The sequence below is a fragment of the Streptomyces sp. NPDC019443 genome (assembly GCF_044389785.1).
Taxonomy (GTDB): domain Bacteria; phylum Actinomycetota; class Actinomycetes; order Streptomycetales; family Streptomycetaceae; genus Streptomyces.
The window spans coordinates 1,189,220-1,203,356 of record NZ_JBIRYJ010000001.1; the positions used below are offsets into that span (position 1 = coordinate 1,189,220).

General features: G+C 70.3%; 12 protein-coding genes. 2 read left to right on the top strand and 10 right to left on the bottom strand.

What is annotated here, in order from left to right:
* Positions 1–4: 4 nt before the first annotated feature.
* Positions 5–403 carry a CU044_2847 family protein gene (locus ACH492_RS05390; protein WP_398982948.1) on the bottom strand — a complete coding sequence of 133 codons (399 nt, stop codon included), beginning with the start codon at positions 401–403 and terminating at the stop codon, positions 5–7.
* Between the two features lie 147 nt (positions 404–550).
* Here ACH492_RS05390 and ACH492_RS05395 point away from each other — a divergent pair, with 147 nt between their 5' ends.
* Both ACH492_RS05395 and ACH492_RS05400 read left to right on the top strand, forming a co-directional pair.
* On the top strand, positions 551–1,843 hold the full coding sequence (locus ACH492_RS05395) for a hypothetical protein (protein ID WP_398982950.1): 1,293 nt from the start codon (positions 551–553) through the stop codon (positions 1,841–1,843).
* Entirely contained in the window at positions 1,840–2,778 is a 939-nt protein-coding gene (locus ACH492_RS05400) for a hypothetical protein (RefSeq protein ID WP_398982952.1), read from the top strand. Before ACH492_RS05395 ends, ACH492_RS05400 begins: the two co-directional genes overlap by 4 nt.
* Positions 2,779–2,808: 30 nt before the next feature.
* Here the strand turns inward: ACH492_RS05400 and ACH492_RS05405 are convergent, their stop codons facing one another.
* The 9 genes from ACH492_RS05405 to ACH492_RS05445 all read right to left on the bottom strand — a co-directional run bounded on the left by ACH492_RS05405 (position 2,809) and on the right by ACH492_RS05445 (position 14,136).
* Positions 2,809–4,761, bottom strand: coding sequence for an Hsp70 family protein (locus tag ACH492_RS05405; RefSeq protein ID WP_398982954.1), 1,953 nt, complete (start codon positions 4,759–4,761; stop codon positions 2,809–2,811).
* On the bottom strand, positions 4,754–5,665 hold the full coding sequence (locus tag ACH492_RS05410) for a hypothetical protein (protein WP_398982956.1): 912 nt from the start codon (positions 5,663–5,665) through the stop codon (positions 4,754–4,756). Before ACH492_RS05410 ends, ACH492_RS05405 begins: the two co-directional genes overlap by 8 nt.
* Before the next feature lie 35 nt (positions 5,666–5,700).
* A complete protein-coding gene (locus tag ACH492_RS05415) occupies positions 5,701–7,419 on the bottom strand; it encodes a WD40 repeat domain-containing protein (protein WP_398982958.1) in 1,719 nt (572 codons plus the stop codon).
* Complete coding sequence (locus ACH492_RS05420; RefSeq protein ID WP_398982960.1) at positions 7,406–9,976, bottom strand: AAA family ATPase; 2,571 nt, start codon at positions 9,974–9,976, stop codon at positions 7,406–7,408. Before ACH492_RS05420 ends, ACH492_RS05415 begins: the two co-directional genes overlap by 14 nt.
* Positions 9,977–9,999: 23 nt before the next feature.
* Complete coding sequence (locus ACH492_RS05425; RefSeq protein ID WP_398982962.1) at positions 10,000–11,400, bottom strand: hypothetical protein; 1,401 nt, start codon at positions 11,398–11,400, stop codon at positions 10,000–10,002.
* Complete coding sequence (locus tag ACH492_RS05430) at positions 11,390–12,055, bottom strand: 4Fe-4S single cluster domain-containing protein (RefSeq protein WP_398982964.1); 666 nt, start codon at positions 12,053–12,055, stop codon at positions 11,390–11,392. The genes ACH492_RS05425 and ACH492_RS05430 overlap by 11 nt, the downstream gene beginning before the upstream one ends.
* 185 nt (positions 12,056–12,240) lie before the next feature.
* A complete protein-coding gene (locus ACH492_RS05435) occupies positions 12,241–13,044 on the bottom strand; it encodes an FkbM family methyltransferase (protein ID WP_398982966.1) in 804 nt (267 codons plus the stop codon).
* Complete coding sequence (locus tag ACH492_RS05440) at positions 13,041–13,250, bottom strand: Trm112 family protein (RefSeq protein WP_398982968.1); 210 nt, start codon at positions 13,248–13,250, stop codon at positions 13,041–13,043. The genes ACH492_RS05435 and ACH492_RS05440 overlap by 4 nt, the downstream gene beginning before the upstream one ends.
* The gene (locus ACH492_RS05445; RefSeq protein ID WP_398982970.1) at positions 13,240–14,136 is read right to left on the bottom strand and encodes a hypothetical protein; all 897 of its coding nucleotides are present in this window, start codon (positions 14,134–14,136) and stop codon (positions 13,240–13,242) included. The genes ACH492_RS05440 and ACH492_RS05445 overlap by 11 nt, the downstream gene beginning before the upstream one ends.
* Between the last annotated feature and the right edge of the window lies 1 nt (position 14,137).

Below are 14,137 nucleotides of genomic sequence, written 5' to 3' on the forward strand. Positions count from 1 at the left end.
CGGGTCACTCCGGCCCGGTGGAGCCGGTGGCTGCGGGAGCACGCGAGCCGGTTGTCCCGGCGGCACCGGCAGGCCCGTCAGCCTCCCGCCGTTCGGACCGCTGCCAGGCGAGGCGCACATTGAAGTGACCCTCGGTGGCGGTCTTGGCGACCACGACACCCGCCTCGGCGTTGAGCTTGATGCCGAACTCGACTTCGTACTCGTCGGGCGCCAGTCCCCTCAGCAGCCCGAGCACCGCTTCGATGGTCGGCCGGGCTCCGGAAAGGATCTGGTCGAGACGTCGGCCGGCCTCCAGTACGCCGTTGTCGTCGCGCGAAACGTTCTCCAGCCCCGGCGCGGTGTCCTCGACCTCCACGATCATTGCCGAGCCGTCCCGCGTCTCGAACCGCACCAGATCGCTCATACGCCCGCCCCCGTAGCCCCGGTGTCGGCCCCTCGGCCGAAGTGCGCCACGAGTGTAGTCCGTATCATCGGCATGGATTCTGAAATGAGACCATCTTCCTTGAAACTGCCGGAAGTTGGCCGTCGCTCGCTAATCTGGGCGGGACCGGTGCGCGAGCAGCCGGCCAAAGGGAAGGCGCGCGGGCGCGCGGGGCGGCGGGCGGGCGGTGGGGCCGTGTTCGTGGGCATGGACGTCGGCACGGGGGCGGTCGTGACAGGCGACGCGGACGGCGATCGGCCGTCGGAGTTCGCGCCACGGCGGCTTGGAGAGTTTCTGCGCCGGACCCCGGAGCAGGTCGAGAGTCTCGTACTCGCTGTGCCGGACAGCTGGTTCGACGGCGATGGCGACGGTGTCGCCCGGCGGGAGGCGCTGTACGGCGAGCTGATCGCCCAACTGGGGCTTCCGTTACGTCAGTTCGTGCCTCAGACGGTGGCCGCCACGGCTTTCGGCGTTCAGGACGCGCCCGCCGCGGGCCCCGACCGACTGGTGTTGCGCATCGGCACGGACGAGGTCGGCGCGGGGCTGTGCCGCGTCTCCGGTCCTTCCGTCGGTCTCGTCGCAACCGAGAGCCGCCCCGTATCCGGCCATGGGGCCGAGCTGGTGGCCATCGCCCGGGCCCATCGGGATGCCGGGAGTGACCGTGGGCGAAGGGCCGCTCTGCTGCTCGCCCGTGCGAGGACCTTTCCGCGCTACCGAACCGCCCCGGTGCATGCCTGTGAGACCGCCGAAGGACGCAGGACAATGACGGCCGGAGCTGTCATCGACGACTTCGAAACGGTCGCGGAGGCCCTTCGGGCTACGGTCACGGGTCTTCTCGACCGGTGTCCCCCCGGTCCCGGACCGTCGGCAGAGCACCGGGTCCTGGTGAGTGGTGACCTGAACGCCCATCCCTTGACGCTCGTCGCAGTACGGGACTCGCTCGGTGAACCCACCCCGGAGCCGGGCCCGCAGGTGCTCGATCCTCATGCGACGGCGCTCGGCGCACTGCGGATCGCCCAAGGCGTGGTCCGGGCACCCGAGACGGCCCGGCACTCGCTGACCCTGTTCGCCCACCGGCTCCGCCGCGGCAGGCCGGCGGAAGTGCGCATCCCGCTCACCGTGACCGGAGCGGCCGTGCCCATGACGGTGACCGACGGAGGCGAGCCCCTGACCGTGGACGTACCCACAGCGGGCGGCTTCCGGGTCGGGATCGACGTACAGGAGTACGGGCAGGGGCCGCACCGAGCCCTAGAACTGCCCTGCCCTGGACTGCCTGCGGGCAGCGCCCAGGTGGGACTGCATCCGGCGGGAACCGGATTCGGAGTGCTGGTTTTCCGTCCGGTGGGAGGCGGGGAGTCCGTTCTGCTGCCGCTCGGCGGGCCCGTCGGCCGCGGCGTGACGACTACGGAGGCAGGACGTTGAGCGAGGAAGCGAAGGAACGGCTCGCCGAGGCGGTGGGGCGCGGTGACGACCTCGACGCCCTCCACGCCCTGCGCTGGAGCCTGATGTGGTCGGCACAGGCCATGGGCCGACTGTCACGGGAGCAGTCCGCGACCCCTGTAGAGGCGGTGTTTCTCCTCGATGACGCGCTCAGTGAGACCGAGGTCGTGTCGCGGGCCGTGCCCGGGCTGCTCGCGGCCGCGGATCCGGGCCCGGATGTGGGGGAGTACGTCCAGCGGCGGGAGCGTGAGATCGCGGAGGTGCGGCGGCGGATTGCCGAATGCAGGCAGCATATGGACGCGGCGGCCAAGGACGAGAACGAGCTGCGGGACCGGCTCGCCGAACACGACGCGCTGCGGGCACGGGTCACCGAACTGCGCCGCCTGGTACGGCTGGTCGAGGTACTGGACGATATCGAGGGGCAGCGTCTCGTCGTCGAGGAACGGCTTCTGCTGCTGCGGGAGCGGGCGAACGGTACAGAGCAGACCCTGGAGCGCGGAAGTGCCGAGCTGCTTCGGCTGACACAGGATCAGCTGTCGCGGCTCGCCCCCTCGGCGCGTACGGCGCTGGAAGAGGCCGCACGCAAACAGGCGGAACTGGCCGCGGAGGAGAAGTCGCTGGCGGGCGCCGAAGCGGAGGTGGCCGCGGCCTCGGCCCGGCTGGCGGAACTGGGGGCTCACGCCGACGCCAACCGGCGACTCATGGAGGCGTTGGCCTCGTTCGAGGGCGCCGCCCATGCGGACGGCAGGCAGCTCACCGCTCTGGAGCGGGCCCGGGTGCTGATCGACGGCATCGAGAAGCGGCTGCACGAGGTCGACACGGCTCTGAGCCGCGCGCTGGAGGTCGGCGACCGGGCCGCCGGTCCCGGCCGGGCTGTCGTCGCCTGGAGCGGCGAGGACCCGGCCGGGCGTCGCTGAGCGGCGTAGCGGCGAAAAGCAGCTCGATGCTCAGGAGACGAGCAGTTCCGCCGCTTCTGCGAGGGCGTCGAGGTCATCGGCGATGCCCTTGGCGATCTCACTCATGAGTTTTTGTCCACCGTCGTCCAGGAACTGTGCGCTGAACGCCGCGGCCAGCTGCGCCTCCTGGGGCCCTGCCCCCTGCCGCAGCTTGTTGACGAGCCGGTTCTCGCCGCCGACCTTGCGCATCCACATCGGAATATTGGCCTCCTGCGCCTTGCGCATCGCCGCTTCCTTGCCCTCACTGAGCCCGACCAGCACCACGACGAAGGCGATGATCACGGCGAACGGTCCGGTCGCGGCGATGATGGCGGTGCCGGCACCGAACAGAGTCGTCGCGACCACTCCGGCGACCACCACGTTCATGACCTTGGCGATGTTGTCCAGCACCTGCGTGGCGGCCGCCGAGTCGAACGGCACCTCCAGCTGCCCGCCGCTCACCTCCACAGCGGGCAGTGCCATCGCTGACGGGGGAATGTGCCAGCGTCGGCAGATGGGTCTGGTCAACTCCTCGAGATCGGGGCGCAGTTCGTTCTGCCAGTCGGTGATCACCTGCTTGAGCCGCGGGTTGTCGGGATCGGTCAGCTCGGCGTGCAGCGCCGAAGTAATGCCTGCCGCCATGTCGTTGAGCGTCGCGATCTGGCCGGCCTGCCAGCGCCGGAAGGCGGGGATCACATGGCGTTCGGTCATTCCGTCCGCGACCGACTCACCCAGCTTCGCGCCCAGCGACGGCAGCCTGTCCTGCACCAGCGATCCGATCCGGTCGCCCTCGAGGAGCTTGCGGATGTCGGCGCGAAAACCCGCGGCCCGCAGGCTCATCCGGCCGGCCAGGGCCAGTCCGCGAGCGATCGCCACCTCCGGTTCCAGGCCGAGCAGCACCCTGTCCGCCCCGAACACCTCCCGGGTCTGCTCCTGCACGAAGTGCATGCGCGATGCGCCTCCGGTGAGCAGGACGGCGTCCGGCTGCCCGCCCACCTCTTGGGCGACCTCGTCCAGGGCGTCGCGAAACGCCTGGCGCCAGGAGCGGCCCTCAAGACTGGGCTGGGGCGCGTCCAGCACGGCCTCCATGTCGGCTGCCGTCAGTTCGATGTCGAAATAGAAGGACTTCTTGTCGATCTGGACCCGGTGGACTCCGCCCACCGTGGCGTCGGGGTCGTCGGCGAACCGGCTGGGGTCGGTGCGGAAGTACATCTCCTTCACCTCCCGGCACAGCAGCTCCAGCCTCAGCCGCAGCAGCCGGTTGTTGTGGAGCAGCTCCTCCAGTGCCTTGCGCTCGGAGTGCCGTTCGAGCTGGCGCTCCAGGATGGTCCGGTCGATGAGCCCGGCGCCGAGCTGGACGCCGGTGTCGATGGGGGGTCCGGTGTGATAGCCGAGGACGCGAGTGAAGTCGGTTGTGGAGGACCCGACGTCCGTGACGACGATGCTTCCCGACAACTCGTCCTGGCCGATGGTGATGTCCATGGACTCTCTGGCATACAGCATGGCGGCCCGCGACTCGGGAACCACGTCCACATGCTGCAGGCCCGCGGACCTCAGCAGGTCGGCATAGGCGCGGCGCAGGTCACCGCTCCAGCCCGAGGGTGCTCCGAACACCCAGCGCACCCGGTGCTTGTCGCCCAGTTCACCGTCGCGGGCGACGGCATCCGCTTTCACTTTGGCGACGAAGAGAAGAACAGGGTGGCGTACTTCCTCACGGCTGAATTCGGGCGACTTGAAGGCGAGATAGAGCGACGTGACGCCCTTGGCTTCGGCGGCCTCCCGGCCGACGAGGACACCGCGGGTGGGGTGTTCCGCAACCACGGTGACATGCTGCCTGCCGCCTCCGGTGGATCCGATGTCGACGATTTCGGGCGCCAGCGTCGTGCTGGTGTGAGCTTTTGCGAGTGCGCTCTCGCCGTGCCCGAGGTCGAAGCCCACCACCACGGTGCCGGACGTGTCAGCCATTGTTGCGCTCCTTGTGCTCGTCGCCCTGCTCCCCGTGGTCCGGGTGCTCGTGGGCAGGGGCAGGGGCCCCGCCGCCCGGTGGTCCCGGCGGCGGCGGGGCGGGCTCATGGACCTCTCCCCGGCGCAGTACCCGGCCGTCTGCCGTCACCAGGGCCGGTTGTACGGTCACCACCCGTTCCTCCTCCGGATCAGGATGGGTACCGAAGGCGAACAGCCTCTCGTTGGTTCCGTCGAAGTCCACGACCTTGATGTCGTGCAGCAGCGCCAGGTTCTTGCGCAGCCGGTCGATGTGGCGCAGCGCGAGTTCGCCGTCCCACTCGGCATGCGCTGCCATCAAGTCCCTGATCAGATTGAGGAGTTCGGCGTCCTCGGACCATGGCAGCGCCACGCGCTCCGGGGGCGGTGGCTCGGCCTCGGCGAGCAGTCGGTCCGCGGCCTCGACGGCGGCCTGTACGTGGTCGAGCAGTGAGAGCGTGTGCACGGTAGGGCGGGACAACTGCCGTCGGCGTTGTTCCTCAACCTCCCGCGCCTCTGCCTCGTACCTGTCCTCATCGTCGCTGCCCAGACCGAGGAAAGCGATGCGCGGGAACGGTGAGCGGCGCGCCGGCGGACGCTGTCTGGGCGGGGGTACGGCGGGGGCGCGCACGGTGGAGAGCGTGCCGACGACGGCGGCGCGCAGTAGATCCACGGTGGCGACGAGTTGCTGGCGGGCGGCGTCCGGAAGCGTGCCGTCCGGGGCCTGTCCCGGCGCCCGGTACGAGGCGCCGTAGGACGCCGCGTCGAGGCGCTCCAGGACTTCGCGCAGGGCTGCGGTCACGGTGTCCGTGCCTGCGTTGTCGTCGAGGCGCATTTCGAGCTGGGGCCGCTGGTGCTTGAAGGCCGAGGTCAGGAAGCCTTCGGTCACGGCGCCCTCCTTTCGGGCAGAGGCGGTACCGGGTGTCAGTGCAGGCACGGGAGGCGCCAGGCCCGAACGAGCCCGTCGCCGTCCGCGCTCAGAAGTTCTCCGAGCCGGTTGAAGTCCAGTGCACGCACCGGGCTTGAGTGCGCCCCCACGGCCAGGCTCTGGACCTCGCCGGGCGGCGCCCCGCGCGGGTCGGCGCTGCGCACCCGGATGCCTCCGGTGTCGTCGGCGGCCGCCAGGGACCCGCCGGGCCCGAAGGCGAGGGCGCGCAACGGGCCGCTGTGGCCGGTCCATTGGCCGACTGGGTCGCGTTCGCGCAGGTCGTGGATGTGGATGGTGCCGTCGGCGCAACCGATGGCGAGGAGCCGGTCCCCGGCGTCCAGGGCGAGGGCGGTGACGGCGGAGCCGGTGGTCACGGAGAACAGCCGGGTGCCGTTTGTGGCGTCCCAGACGACCGCCTCCACGGCGCCGCCGACCACGAGGATCCGGGCGTCGGAGGTGACGGCCAGCCGGGCGGCGGCCGACGACCAGGCGACGCGCAGCGGAAACCCGGCGGCGGCATCGTCCGGCTCCGTGAACAGCGTGGATCTGCGTATTCCGTCGTCGCCGAGGCTGAACACGACGCCGGCCCGGATCCGTACGGCGTCGACCCAGCCCTGGTGCCAGGCCAATGCCCGCGCCCGCCCGGAGCCGCCGAACGACCACAGCCGTACGACACCGTCCTTGCCTCCGCTCACCACCGTTCTGCCCTCGTCGGCGATGTCGACGGCGGTCACCCGGCCTTGGTGCAGGGACCGGACGGCGACCGGCTCGGGGTCCCACAGCCGCCATACGCGGACCGAGCCGTCCGCGCCACCGCCCGCGAGCCGCATGGCGTCCGCATCCCGTTCCCAGGCCGCCGCGGTGAACCCGTCCGCGTGCCGCAGCGTGTCCGGCGGCGGCGCCTCGCCCGGCAGCCGTACGGATTCGGCGTCCGGCAGCCGCTGCTCCAGCAACCCGAGCAGAGACTCGGGCAGGGGCCAGCCGGATACGCGGTTCACCAGGACGGTCCGCTCCGCCATGTGCTCGAGTGTCCCGGGTATGACGAAATCGTCCGTATCTGCCCGCGGTCCCGTCCACTGCCCGATGCCGCCCGCGAGGATGAAAAGCGCCGCGTCAAGGTCCTTCGGCAGTCCTGCCAGCAGCTCGGCCCAGCTCCAGGTGCGCACCTCGGCCTGCTCGGTGGTCTCACCGTCATGCCCGCGGCCGAAGACGGTGGCGGTCAGCCCGCTCGCCGTGATCTCGGCGAGCATGACATCCGGCGAGCGCCCGGGTCCGGTGGCGAGGGCTGCGCGCGCCAGATCCCGCAGCGTCCGTGCGTCAGCCGCATCGCTCTGCCCGCCGGCGCTGTCAGGCGAAGCGGCCGCCAGCCGCTTCCCTTCCTCTTCCAGTTCGCGCAGTACCTCCTCCCGTTCGCCCGGCCGCGGCGGCCCCTCCCGGACCAGGGCCTCCAGCCGGTCGAGGCGTACGACATCCGTCCGCCACGGCGCGCCGGACGCACGGGCCGCGGCGGTCAGGTCGAAGCGGCGTCGGGCGGCTGCGAGCCGATCGTCGAAGTCGTTTCGGATCTTCGGAGTGAGGCGGCCGAGGATGAGCTTCCCGCTCAGCAGCCAGCCGCAGCCGCCGCACTCCGGCCCGTCGCCGATCGGCGCGGCGCAGACGGGGCACGCTTCGTCGGCCAAGGGCGCGGCGGTGGTGACGGAATCAGTCGTCGCCATCGGGCACGTCCTCCGGGGCGAAGGCGAGCGGGCCGGCGGCGGGACCTTCGCCGCCACCGAGGCGCCGGGCCAGGCGTGCCTCCATACGGTCCAGCAGGACTCGTACGGTTCTTCCGTTGCCGAAGTCCTGTGGGTGCGCGACGCGTTGGCGATCCAGCCAGGTCCGTGCCTGCCGGGCGGCCGGCGCGGGAAGGGCGTACCCCTGCTGCTCGGCCGTGCGGCGAAGGATCTCGACCAGTTCCTGCCCCGAGTAATGCGGGAAGATCACCCGTTCTGTGAACCGGGAGCGCAGTCCGTGGTTCTCGGCGAGGAAGTCGTCCATCGGCGCCGGATATCCGGCAGCGACGACCACGAGGCGGCCGCGCAGGTCCTCCATCTCGCGTGTCAGGGTGTCGATGGCTTCTGTGCCGAAGTCTCCGCCGTGCTCGCGGCGGGAGAGGCTGTATGCCTCGTCGATGAACAGCACTCCGTCGAGAGCGGACCGTATCGCCTCCTTCGTCTTGAGGGCCGTCTGTCCGACGTAGCCCGCGACGAGTTCGGCCCGGGTGACCTCGATCATGTGTCCACGGTTGAGCAGCCCGAGTGCGTGGAAGAGGCCACCGACGAGTCGCGCCACGGTTGTTTTCCCGGTGCCGGGCGGGCCGACGAACAGCAGATGGGGCGGCGGAAAGGACTCCTTGCCCTGCTGCCGGCGCAGCCGCAGCCGTCCCACCAGGTCCCGGATCAGCTCCTTGACGGGTTCCAGCCCCACCAAACCGTCGAGGTCGGCGAGGAGTTCATCGACCGGGGGAGTGGGCTGCCGCAGATGGGTCCGGTATCTGTCGGGCAGATCCCGCGGTTCCATGGGCTCGCTCACCACGGCCCGTACGCGCCGTGCCCAACGTGTCTTGAGCTCGTCGGCGAGGTCGCGCATGGCTCGGCCGTTGCCGAAGTCCGCGCCGCGCGTGGCATGCATGCCCTGCGTGACCTCGCGCAGCCGGTCCTCCAGTTCCGGGGTCCAGCTCAGGCCGAGGTCGCGCATCTGACCGAGGAGGATGGCATGCAGCTCGGGCGGCTCGTAGTCGGGAAAGTGGATGATATTGGCGGCGGAGGCTCGGCTGCGCAGGCCGGGGTTGGAGCCGAGGAACTCCTCCATCTTGTCGGGGTAGCCGGCGACGATCAGTACGAATCTGCCGCGGTCGTTCTCCATACGGCTGAGCAGTGTGTCGATGGCTTCCTGTCCGAAGCCGCGGCCGCTCTGGTCGCTGAGCCGGTACGCCTCGTCGACGAGCAGCACCCCGTCCAGCGCCCGGTCCACGGTCTCGTTGGTCCTGATCGCCGTCTGGCCCACCACGCCGGCGACCAGGTCGGGGACCTCGGCCTCCACAAGATGCCCACGGCGCAGCAGGCCGAGGTCGCGGTAGATCTCGCCGACCAGGCGCGCGACTGTGGTCTTGCCGGTGCCGGGGTTGCCGGTGAACACCAGATGCGGTGAGCCGGGCTCCGCGTTCAGGCCGAGACCCTGGGCCCGCAGTGCGGCGTCCGTGGTGACGCGCCAGCGCAGGTCCTCCAGATGCTCTTTCACCGAGCCGAGGCCCACCATCCGGTCGATCCGGTCGGAGACGCTGAGTTCATCCTGCGTGCTGCCGCCGACCCACTGTCGCTTCCGCAGATCGGCGAGGCCCAGCGGGCACTTCTCGCCGGCCAGTTGCCGAAGCAGCGACTGCCAGTTCTTGGCGGGCATCGGCTCTGCGGCCATGGCCCGTACGACGAGCGGAAGTTCGCGCCAGTCGCCGATGCGCAGTCCGCTCCTGATCCGCGTGGCATGGACGAGCCTGTCCAGTTCCGCTGCGTGCGGATGGCCGATCGCCGCGGTGGCGCGGCCGGTGGAGCGCTGCCGCTGGTCGTGCAAGTAGCTCTCCAGCCGCGGGACGCTGCGCAGGTCGGCGACGAACTGCTGCACCTCTTCAAGTGTGTGTTTGCGGAAGAGGAGGACGCAGAGGTTGTGGTCGTCGCTGTGCTCGGCCCAGCCCGCGAGCGCTCCGGCGAGGGCTCGATCCGCCCGGTCGTAGCGCAGGGACTCCTCGGCGTGGCTGAGGACGACGGCGGTGCGAACCCCGCTCTGCCGCATGAAGTGGTCGAGCATCATCACACGGTGCTGGTCGGTCAGTGTGACCGGTGCGGGGTGCACGGGGCCGGGGTCGGGGGAGGGCGCCCTGGGCCCGTCCCCCGAGCCGGCAACCGTTTCGGGCAGGAGGCGCCTACCGAGCGGGCCCTGGAACTCGGGACGCATCAGGTTGCGGCCGGTGGCCGCGGGTGCCGGTTTGCGCCGTCGGGACAGATCCCGCGACCGGGTGTCCCTGAAGTACAGCGGCCGGGACAGCGTCGAGTACACGACCCGCTCGAAGCCCGCCGCATGCAGCAGCTCCCACAGGAGTTCCTCGATGCCGCGGCCGCGGTAGTCGTGACCGACGAAGACGTCGTCCATGCCCCGGCCGTGCACGATGAACAGCGAGTCGCCGACGGGGAGCCGGAACCCTTCGAGGCGCTCGACGAGAGCGCCGTGACGGCCGTGCATCGACATTTCCGGGTCCGCCCGTCTCAGCTTTCCGTGGCGGTGCTCGGCAGCGCCTGGCCCTGGGGCTGCGTCGGTGCCTGTCCGAGGGCCTTGAAGTCGCGGTATGCAGGGTCAGGGTCTCCTTCCTCGGCCTGTGGTTCGGAGGCCTGGATGCCGTGTGCCTGTAACTGCCGGCTCAGCGCTCGTCCCCGGTCGTCCAGTTCGTCACGGGCCGTGGTGTCGTGGTCGTACGACAGCACGCGCAGCACGGACCCGCCCGAGTCGCCCTCGGCGGGGGCGACTTCGATGACCATCTCGTTCTGGTTGCGGTGGACGAGCTTGGCGAAGTACGCCTCCCGCTGGTCCTGTCCGAGATAGGTGACCTCGTCCAGCTCATAGGCGGTCATGTCTTCGAGGGTCTGCACGACGGCCTCGGCCAGGTTCACGCGCTGCTGGGAGGCGATCAGCCGCTGACCGGCCCGTCCGACGATAGCCGCGAGGCGCTGCTCGAGGGCCGGTGCCCTGTGCTCCACGATGTCGCGCAGCTCTTGCGCCTCCAGGGGCTGCTTCTCGTCCTTGACGCGCTGTTCGAGGGCGGTCGTCTCCGCTCGCAGCGCCGTCAGTTCGCCGCGCGACCAGTAGTCGACATCGAGGTCCACATCATCGAGCACCTCACCTTCGGCTCCGTACACCGGCTGTGAGGCACTGTTTTTGATCTGCAGCTGTATGACCAGGATCTGCTCACTGGCCTGCACCTGCAGGTAACGCTGCTCGCGGTCGCGTTGCTCGAGGTCCAGGCGGAGTTCGCTGAGCTCCTGATATGCCCCTTGGGCGGTGGCCAGGGCCGCGTCGAACCTGGCCTGCGCGATATTGCCGTCCGCGCGGTCGAGGTTCTGCTCCAGACTCGCGAGACGTCCGGCGGCGTACCGCTGGTGCGGCAGTGTGTCCCGGATCAGCCGGTGCATGGCGCGTGCGTCGGAGAGAGCGTCGCGGGCGATGACGGCGGCGCGTTCTTGATCCTGGACCAGTTCGCCGAGTTCGGTCGCCAGGCGCTGTACGTCCGCCTGGCGCCGACGTCGCTCGTCCGCGATCTCGCCCCGCAGCCTGTGTGTCTGCTCGGCGAGATGTTCTCGGGTCTCCTTGCGCAGTTCGCCCGCGGAGGCCCTGAGCTCCTCTGCCCAGCGGCGCGCCTGTGCCTGCAGGCGCTGCTGGGTCTCGGTCTCCAGGCGGCGCGTCTGCTCGCTGAGACCCTCCACCACCTGCTCCACGGAGCGCTGGCGGTCCTCGATGACACCGAAGACCCGCTCCAGGTCGTCGTGCGTCTGGCGGCGTACCTCTTTGATCAGGCCTGGCAGACTCCGCTGGATGTCCTTGAGCCGGGATGCCTCGCGCTGCAGCCGGTACCACTCCGACTCTTCGACCTGGATGCGCTTCCTACCGCTCATGTGCCCCCCTGGTGTGCGCGGCGTTGTCGCGCCGTGCCCGGCGTGTCCGGTCGACGGCGGTGTCGAAGACGGTGAGGAGAGCGGGCGGAGGAACGCCGATGAGCAGCGCCTCGGGGCCGTCCATGGCTATCTCTGCCGTACGGGCGCGGCCGGTGAAGTCGTAGCCGCTGTCCGCCAGTCGTCCGGAGAGCTGGTGCACCCGCTGGTTCGTGCTGCCGCGCAGTCCGTGTCCGTCGTCGCGCCCCGCGATGTACAACCCGTCGACGAGCACGTCCACTTCGGCGAGCAGCTCGGCCACCCCCGGTGCGGGCGGACGGGCACGCAGCCGCTCCAGTCGGTATCCGGTGAAACAGACCAGGGTCACGTCGCGGATGCGGCGGGCGCACCTGGCCAGCTGCGCCAGTCCTGCGGCCTGTTGCATCGGCTCGCCGCCCGAAAACGTCAGCCCATCGATTGCGGGGTCGGCCAGCAGCTCCGCAGCCAGTCCGGCAGCCTCGGCCGGCCGAGCGGGCACGTCCGGTATCCAGTCCGGAGACATGCAGCCGGGGCAACTGAAGGGACAGCCCTGCACCCATACGACGGAGCGGACGCCGGGACCGAGCGCGGTGGTGCCGACCCACGTCGCAGCAACGTTCAGCGATACATTCAGTCTCACAAATCCCCCCGCCCGCGAGCGGCGGCGGCATCCTCATGTCCGCGCGACCCGTCGAGCCCTCTCAGGTTCCTCCCGCCCCGAAGTCGGGTCAAGGGGCGCGAACCGGTACCCATGGGGCGCTCATTTCCCGTTGCGCGCCGGACTGCTCACCTGTCTCGCAGTTGATGCGCCCGTGCCGCAGTCGGTCAACCTCGCCGACCGCGTACGGGAGCCGCTGCCGCCGCGCCGCCGGGCTGCCGGGAGCCGTGGAGGAAGAGCACCGAATTGACGTACCGCCGCCGGAACGGGGTGAGGCTTCGGCGCAGGAGGCCGTGCTCGGCGACGTGCGCCGTCAGCGACTGGTGGCCTGAAAGATCGAAATCGGACAGCGGCAGCCAGTCGCGGCCCGGCAGCACCCAGCCCCGGTAGCCGTGGTGGGCGAGCAGGTTCAGCACCGGTTCCAGTGGCCCGATGCGGGCTTCCAGTTCGATGAAGAGAACGGGGCGGTCTCCGGCCAGGGTCTCCTCCGCGCCGCGGAGCACGTTCAGTTCGCTTCCGTCCACATCGATCTTGATCAGGGTGACGCCGTGCAGACCGAGGCTGTCGATCCGTACGCAGTGCACCGGTACCGACCTGCTGTGCATGTCCCTGCGCACGAGCGACGAGACGCCACGGTGGCCGCGGTCGTCCGGCGGCAGCCACAGTTGCGCCGTGCCGCCGTCGCGGTCCGTGGCAGCCGCGTTCACCACATCGACATTGGCGGGAGTGGTGGCGGCCAGCAGGCGGGCGAGGTGGGGGACCGGCTCGACTGCCACCACCCGGCCGGCCCGCCGGGCCAGCCGCCGGGACCACGGGCCGTACCAGCCGCCGACATCCACCGCCGAGCCGCCGGGCGGGCAGAAGTCGGCCAGTCGGCGCAGCTCCGGCTCATACCGCGGATAGAGCAGATCGACGCCCGTGGCGACCAGTGGGGGCGGCAGATGAGGGGCGATCCGGGCGGCGAGTGTCACGGACTCATCCGCCTGAGGATCCGCTCGTGCTCATCGTCGGGTACCCGTGCACCCGAGGAGGGAAGCAGCTGCGGGATCCCGTCGATGATCGGATAGCGGCGGTGCAGCCGCGGGTTGTAGAGGAACTCCTCCGGCAGGAGCAGCGTGAGCTGCCCCTTGTCGATCGGACAGGCGATGATCCGGAGCAGGGGGTCGTCATGCTTCATGGGCCAATTCCTTTGCCGGGGTGGGGGGTTCGTCATGACGCGGAAGCATCAGCAGGACGGAGACGGCGAGTGCGGTGCCGCCGAGGCGCAGCGCGAGCCGCAGCGGGTGTTCCGGCAGCGACTCGCCGAAGACGAAAGTGCCGAGCGCCGCCGTGAACAGACAGGTGACGGTGGTGCACACCGGCACGATCAGAGATGCCCGGCAGCGCTGCAGTGCGGTCTGGGAAAGGACCAGGCCGGTGACTGAGGTGAAGAGCAGGATGTACGGATAGGGGGACCTCAGCAGGTCGACGACCGCGTCCCCGATACCGCGGGTCGTCAGATGGCTGGAGACGCCCTTGATGGCGAGCGAGCTGACGCCGTACAACAGCCCGACGGCGACGCCGTATTCGACGCCCGCGGTCGGCAGCCGGTGACGGCGGCGGGTCCGGAGTTCCACGGACCGGTACAGCCACAGCCCCGCTGCGAGCGCGGGTAGGCAGATCAGCAGGACACGGCCGGCCGAGGCATGCTCGCCCACGGCGTCGGAGTCCTGGAGGGAGGCCACCACCATCAGCAGGGCGAGGGTGATCATGACCACGCCGCGTCGCTCGCGGCCGCTGGGGCGCTCACCGAGCACGACCGCGGAGAGCAGCAGGAGCAGCACGAGACCGGAGACGAAGATGCCCTGCGCGGCTGCGATGGGAAGGGTTCGGTAGACGGCGAGCTGTGCCGCGAAGCCGGCGGCGAGCGCGAGCGAACCGCCGAGCCACAACGGGCTGCCGATGAGCAGCCGTACGACTCGGGCCGGTTGCCCCGAGCTCAGTGGCGGCAGGCCGGACAGTGCCCGCTTCTCGAGTACGAAGCCGGTGCTGTAGAAGACGTTGGCCAACAGGGCTGAGGCCACC

Excerpts from the sequence above, each read along its gene's own strand:
- ACH492_RS05390 (WP_398982948.1), bottom strand. The coding sequence starts at position 403 with ATGAGCGATCTGGTGCGGTTCGAGACGCGGGACGGCTCGGCAATGATC.
- ACH492_RS05405 (WP_398982954.1), bottom strand. The coding sequence starts at position 4,761 with ATGGCTGACACGTCCGGCACCGTGGTGGTGGGCTTCGACCTCGGGCAC.
- ACH492_RS05415 (WP_398982958.1), bottom strand. The coding sequence starts at position 7,419 with ATGGCGACGACTGATTCCGTCACCACCGCCGCGCCCTTGGCCGACGAA.
- ACH492_RS05425 (WP_398982962.1), bottom strand. The coding sequence starts at position 11,400 with ATGAGCGGTAGGAAGCGCATCCAGGTCGAAGAGTCGGAGTGGTACCGG.
- ACH492_RS05420 (WP_398982960.1), bottom strand. The coding sequence starts at position 9,976 with ATGCACGGCCGTCACGGCGCTCTCGTCGAGCGCCTCGAAGGGTTCCGG.
- ACH492_RS05440 (WP_398982968.1), bottom strand. The coding sequence starts at position 13,250 with ATGAAGCATGACGACCCCCTGCTCCGGATCATCGCCTGTCCGATCGAC.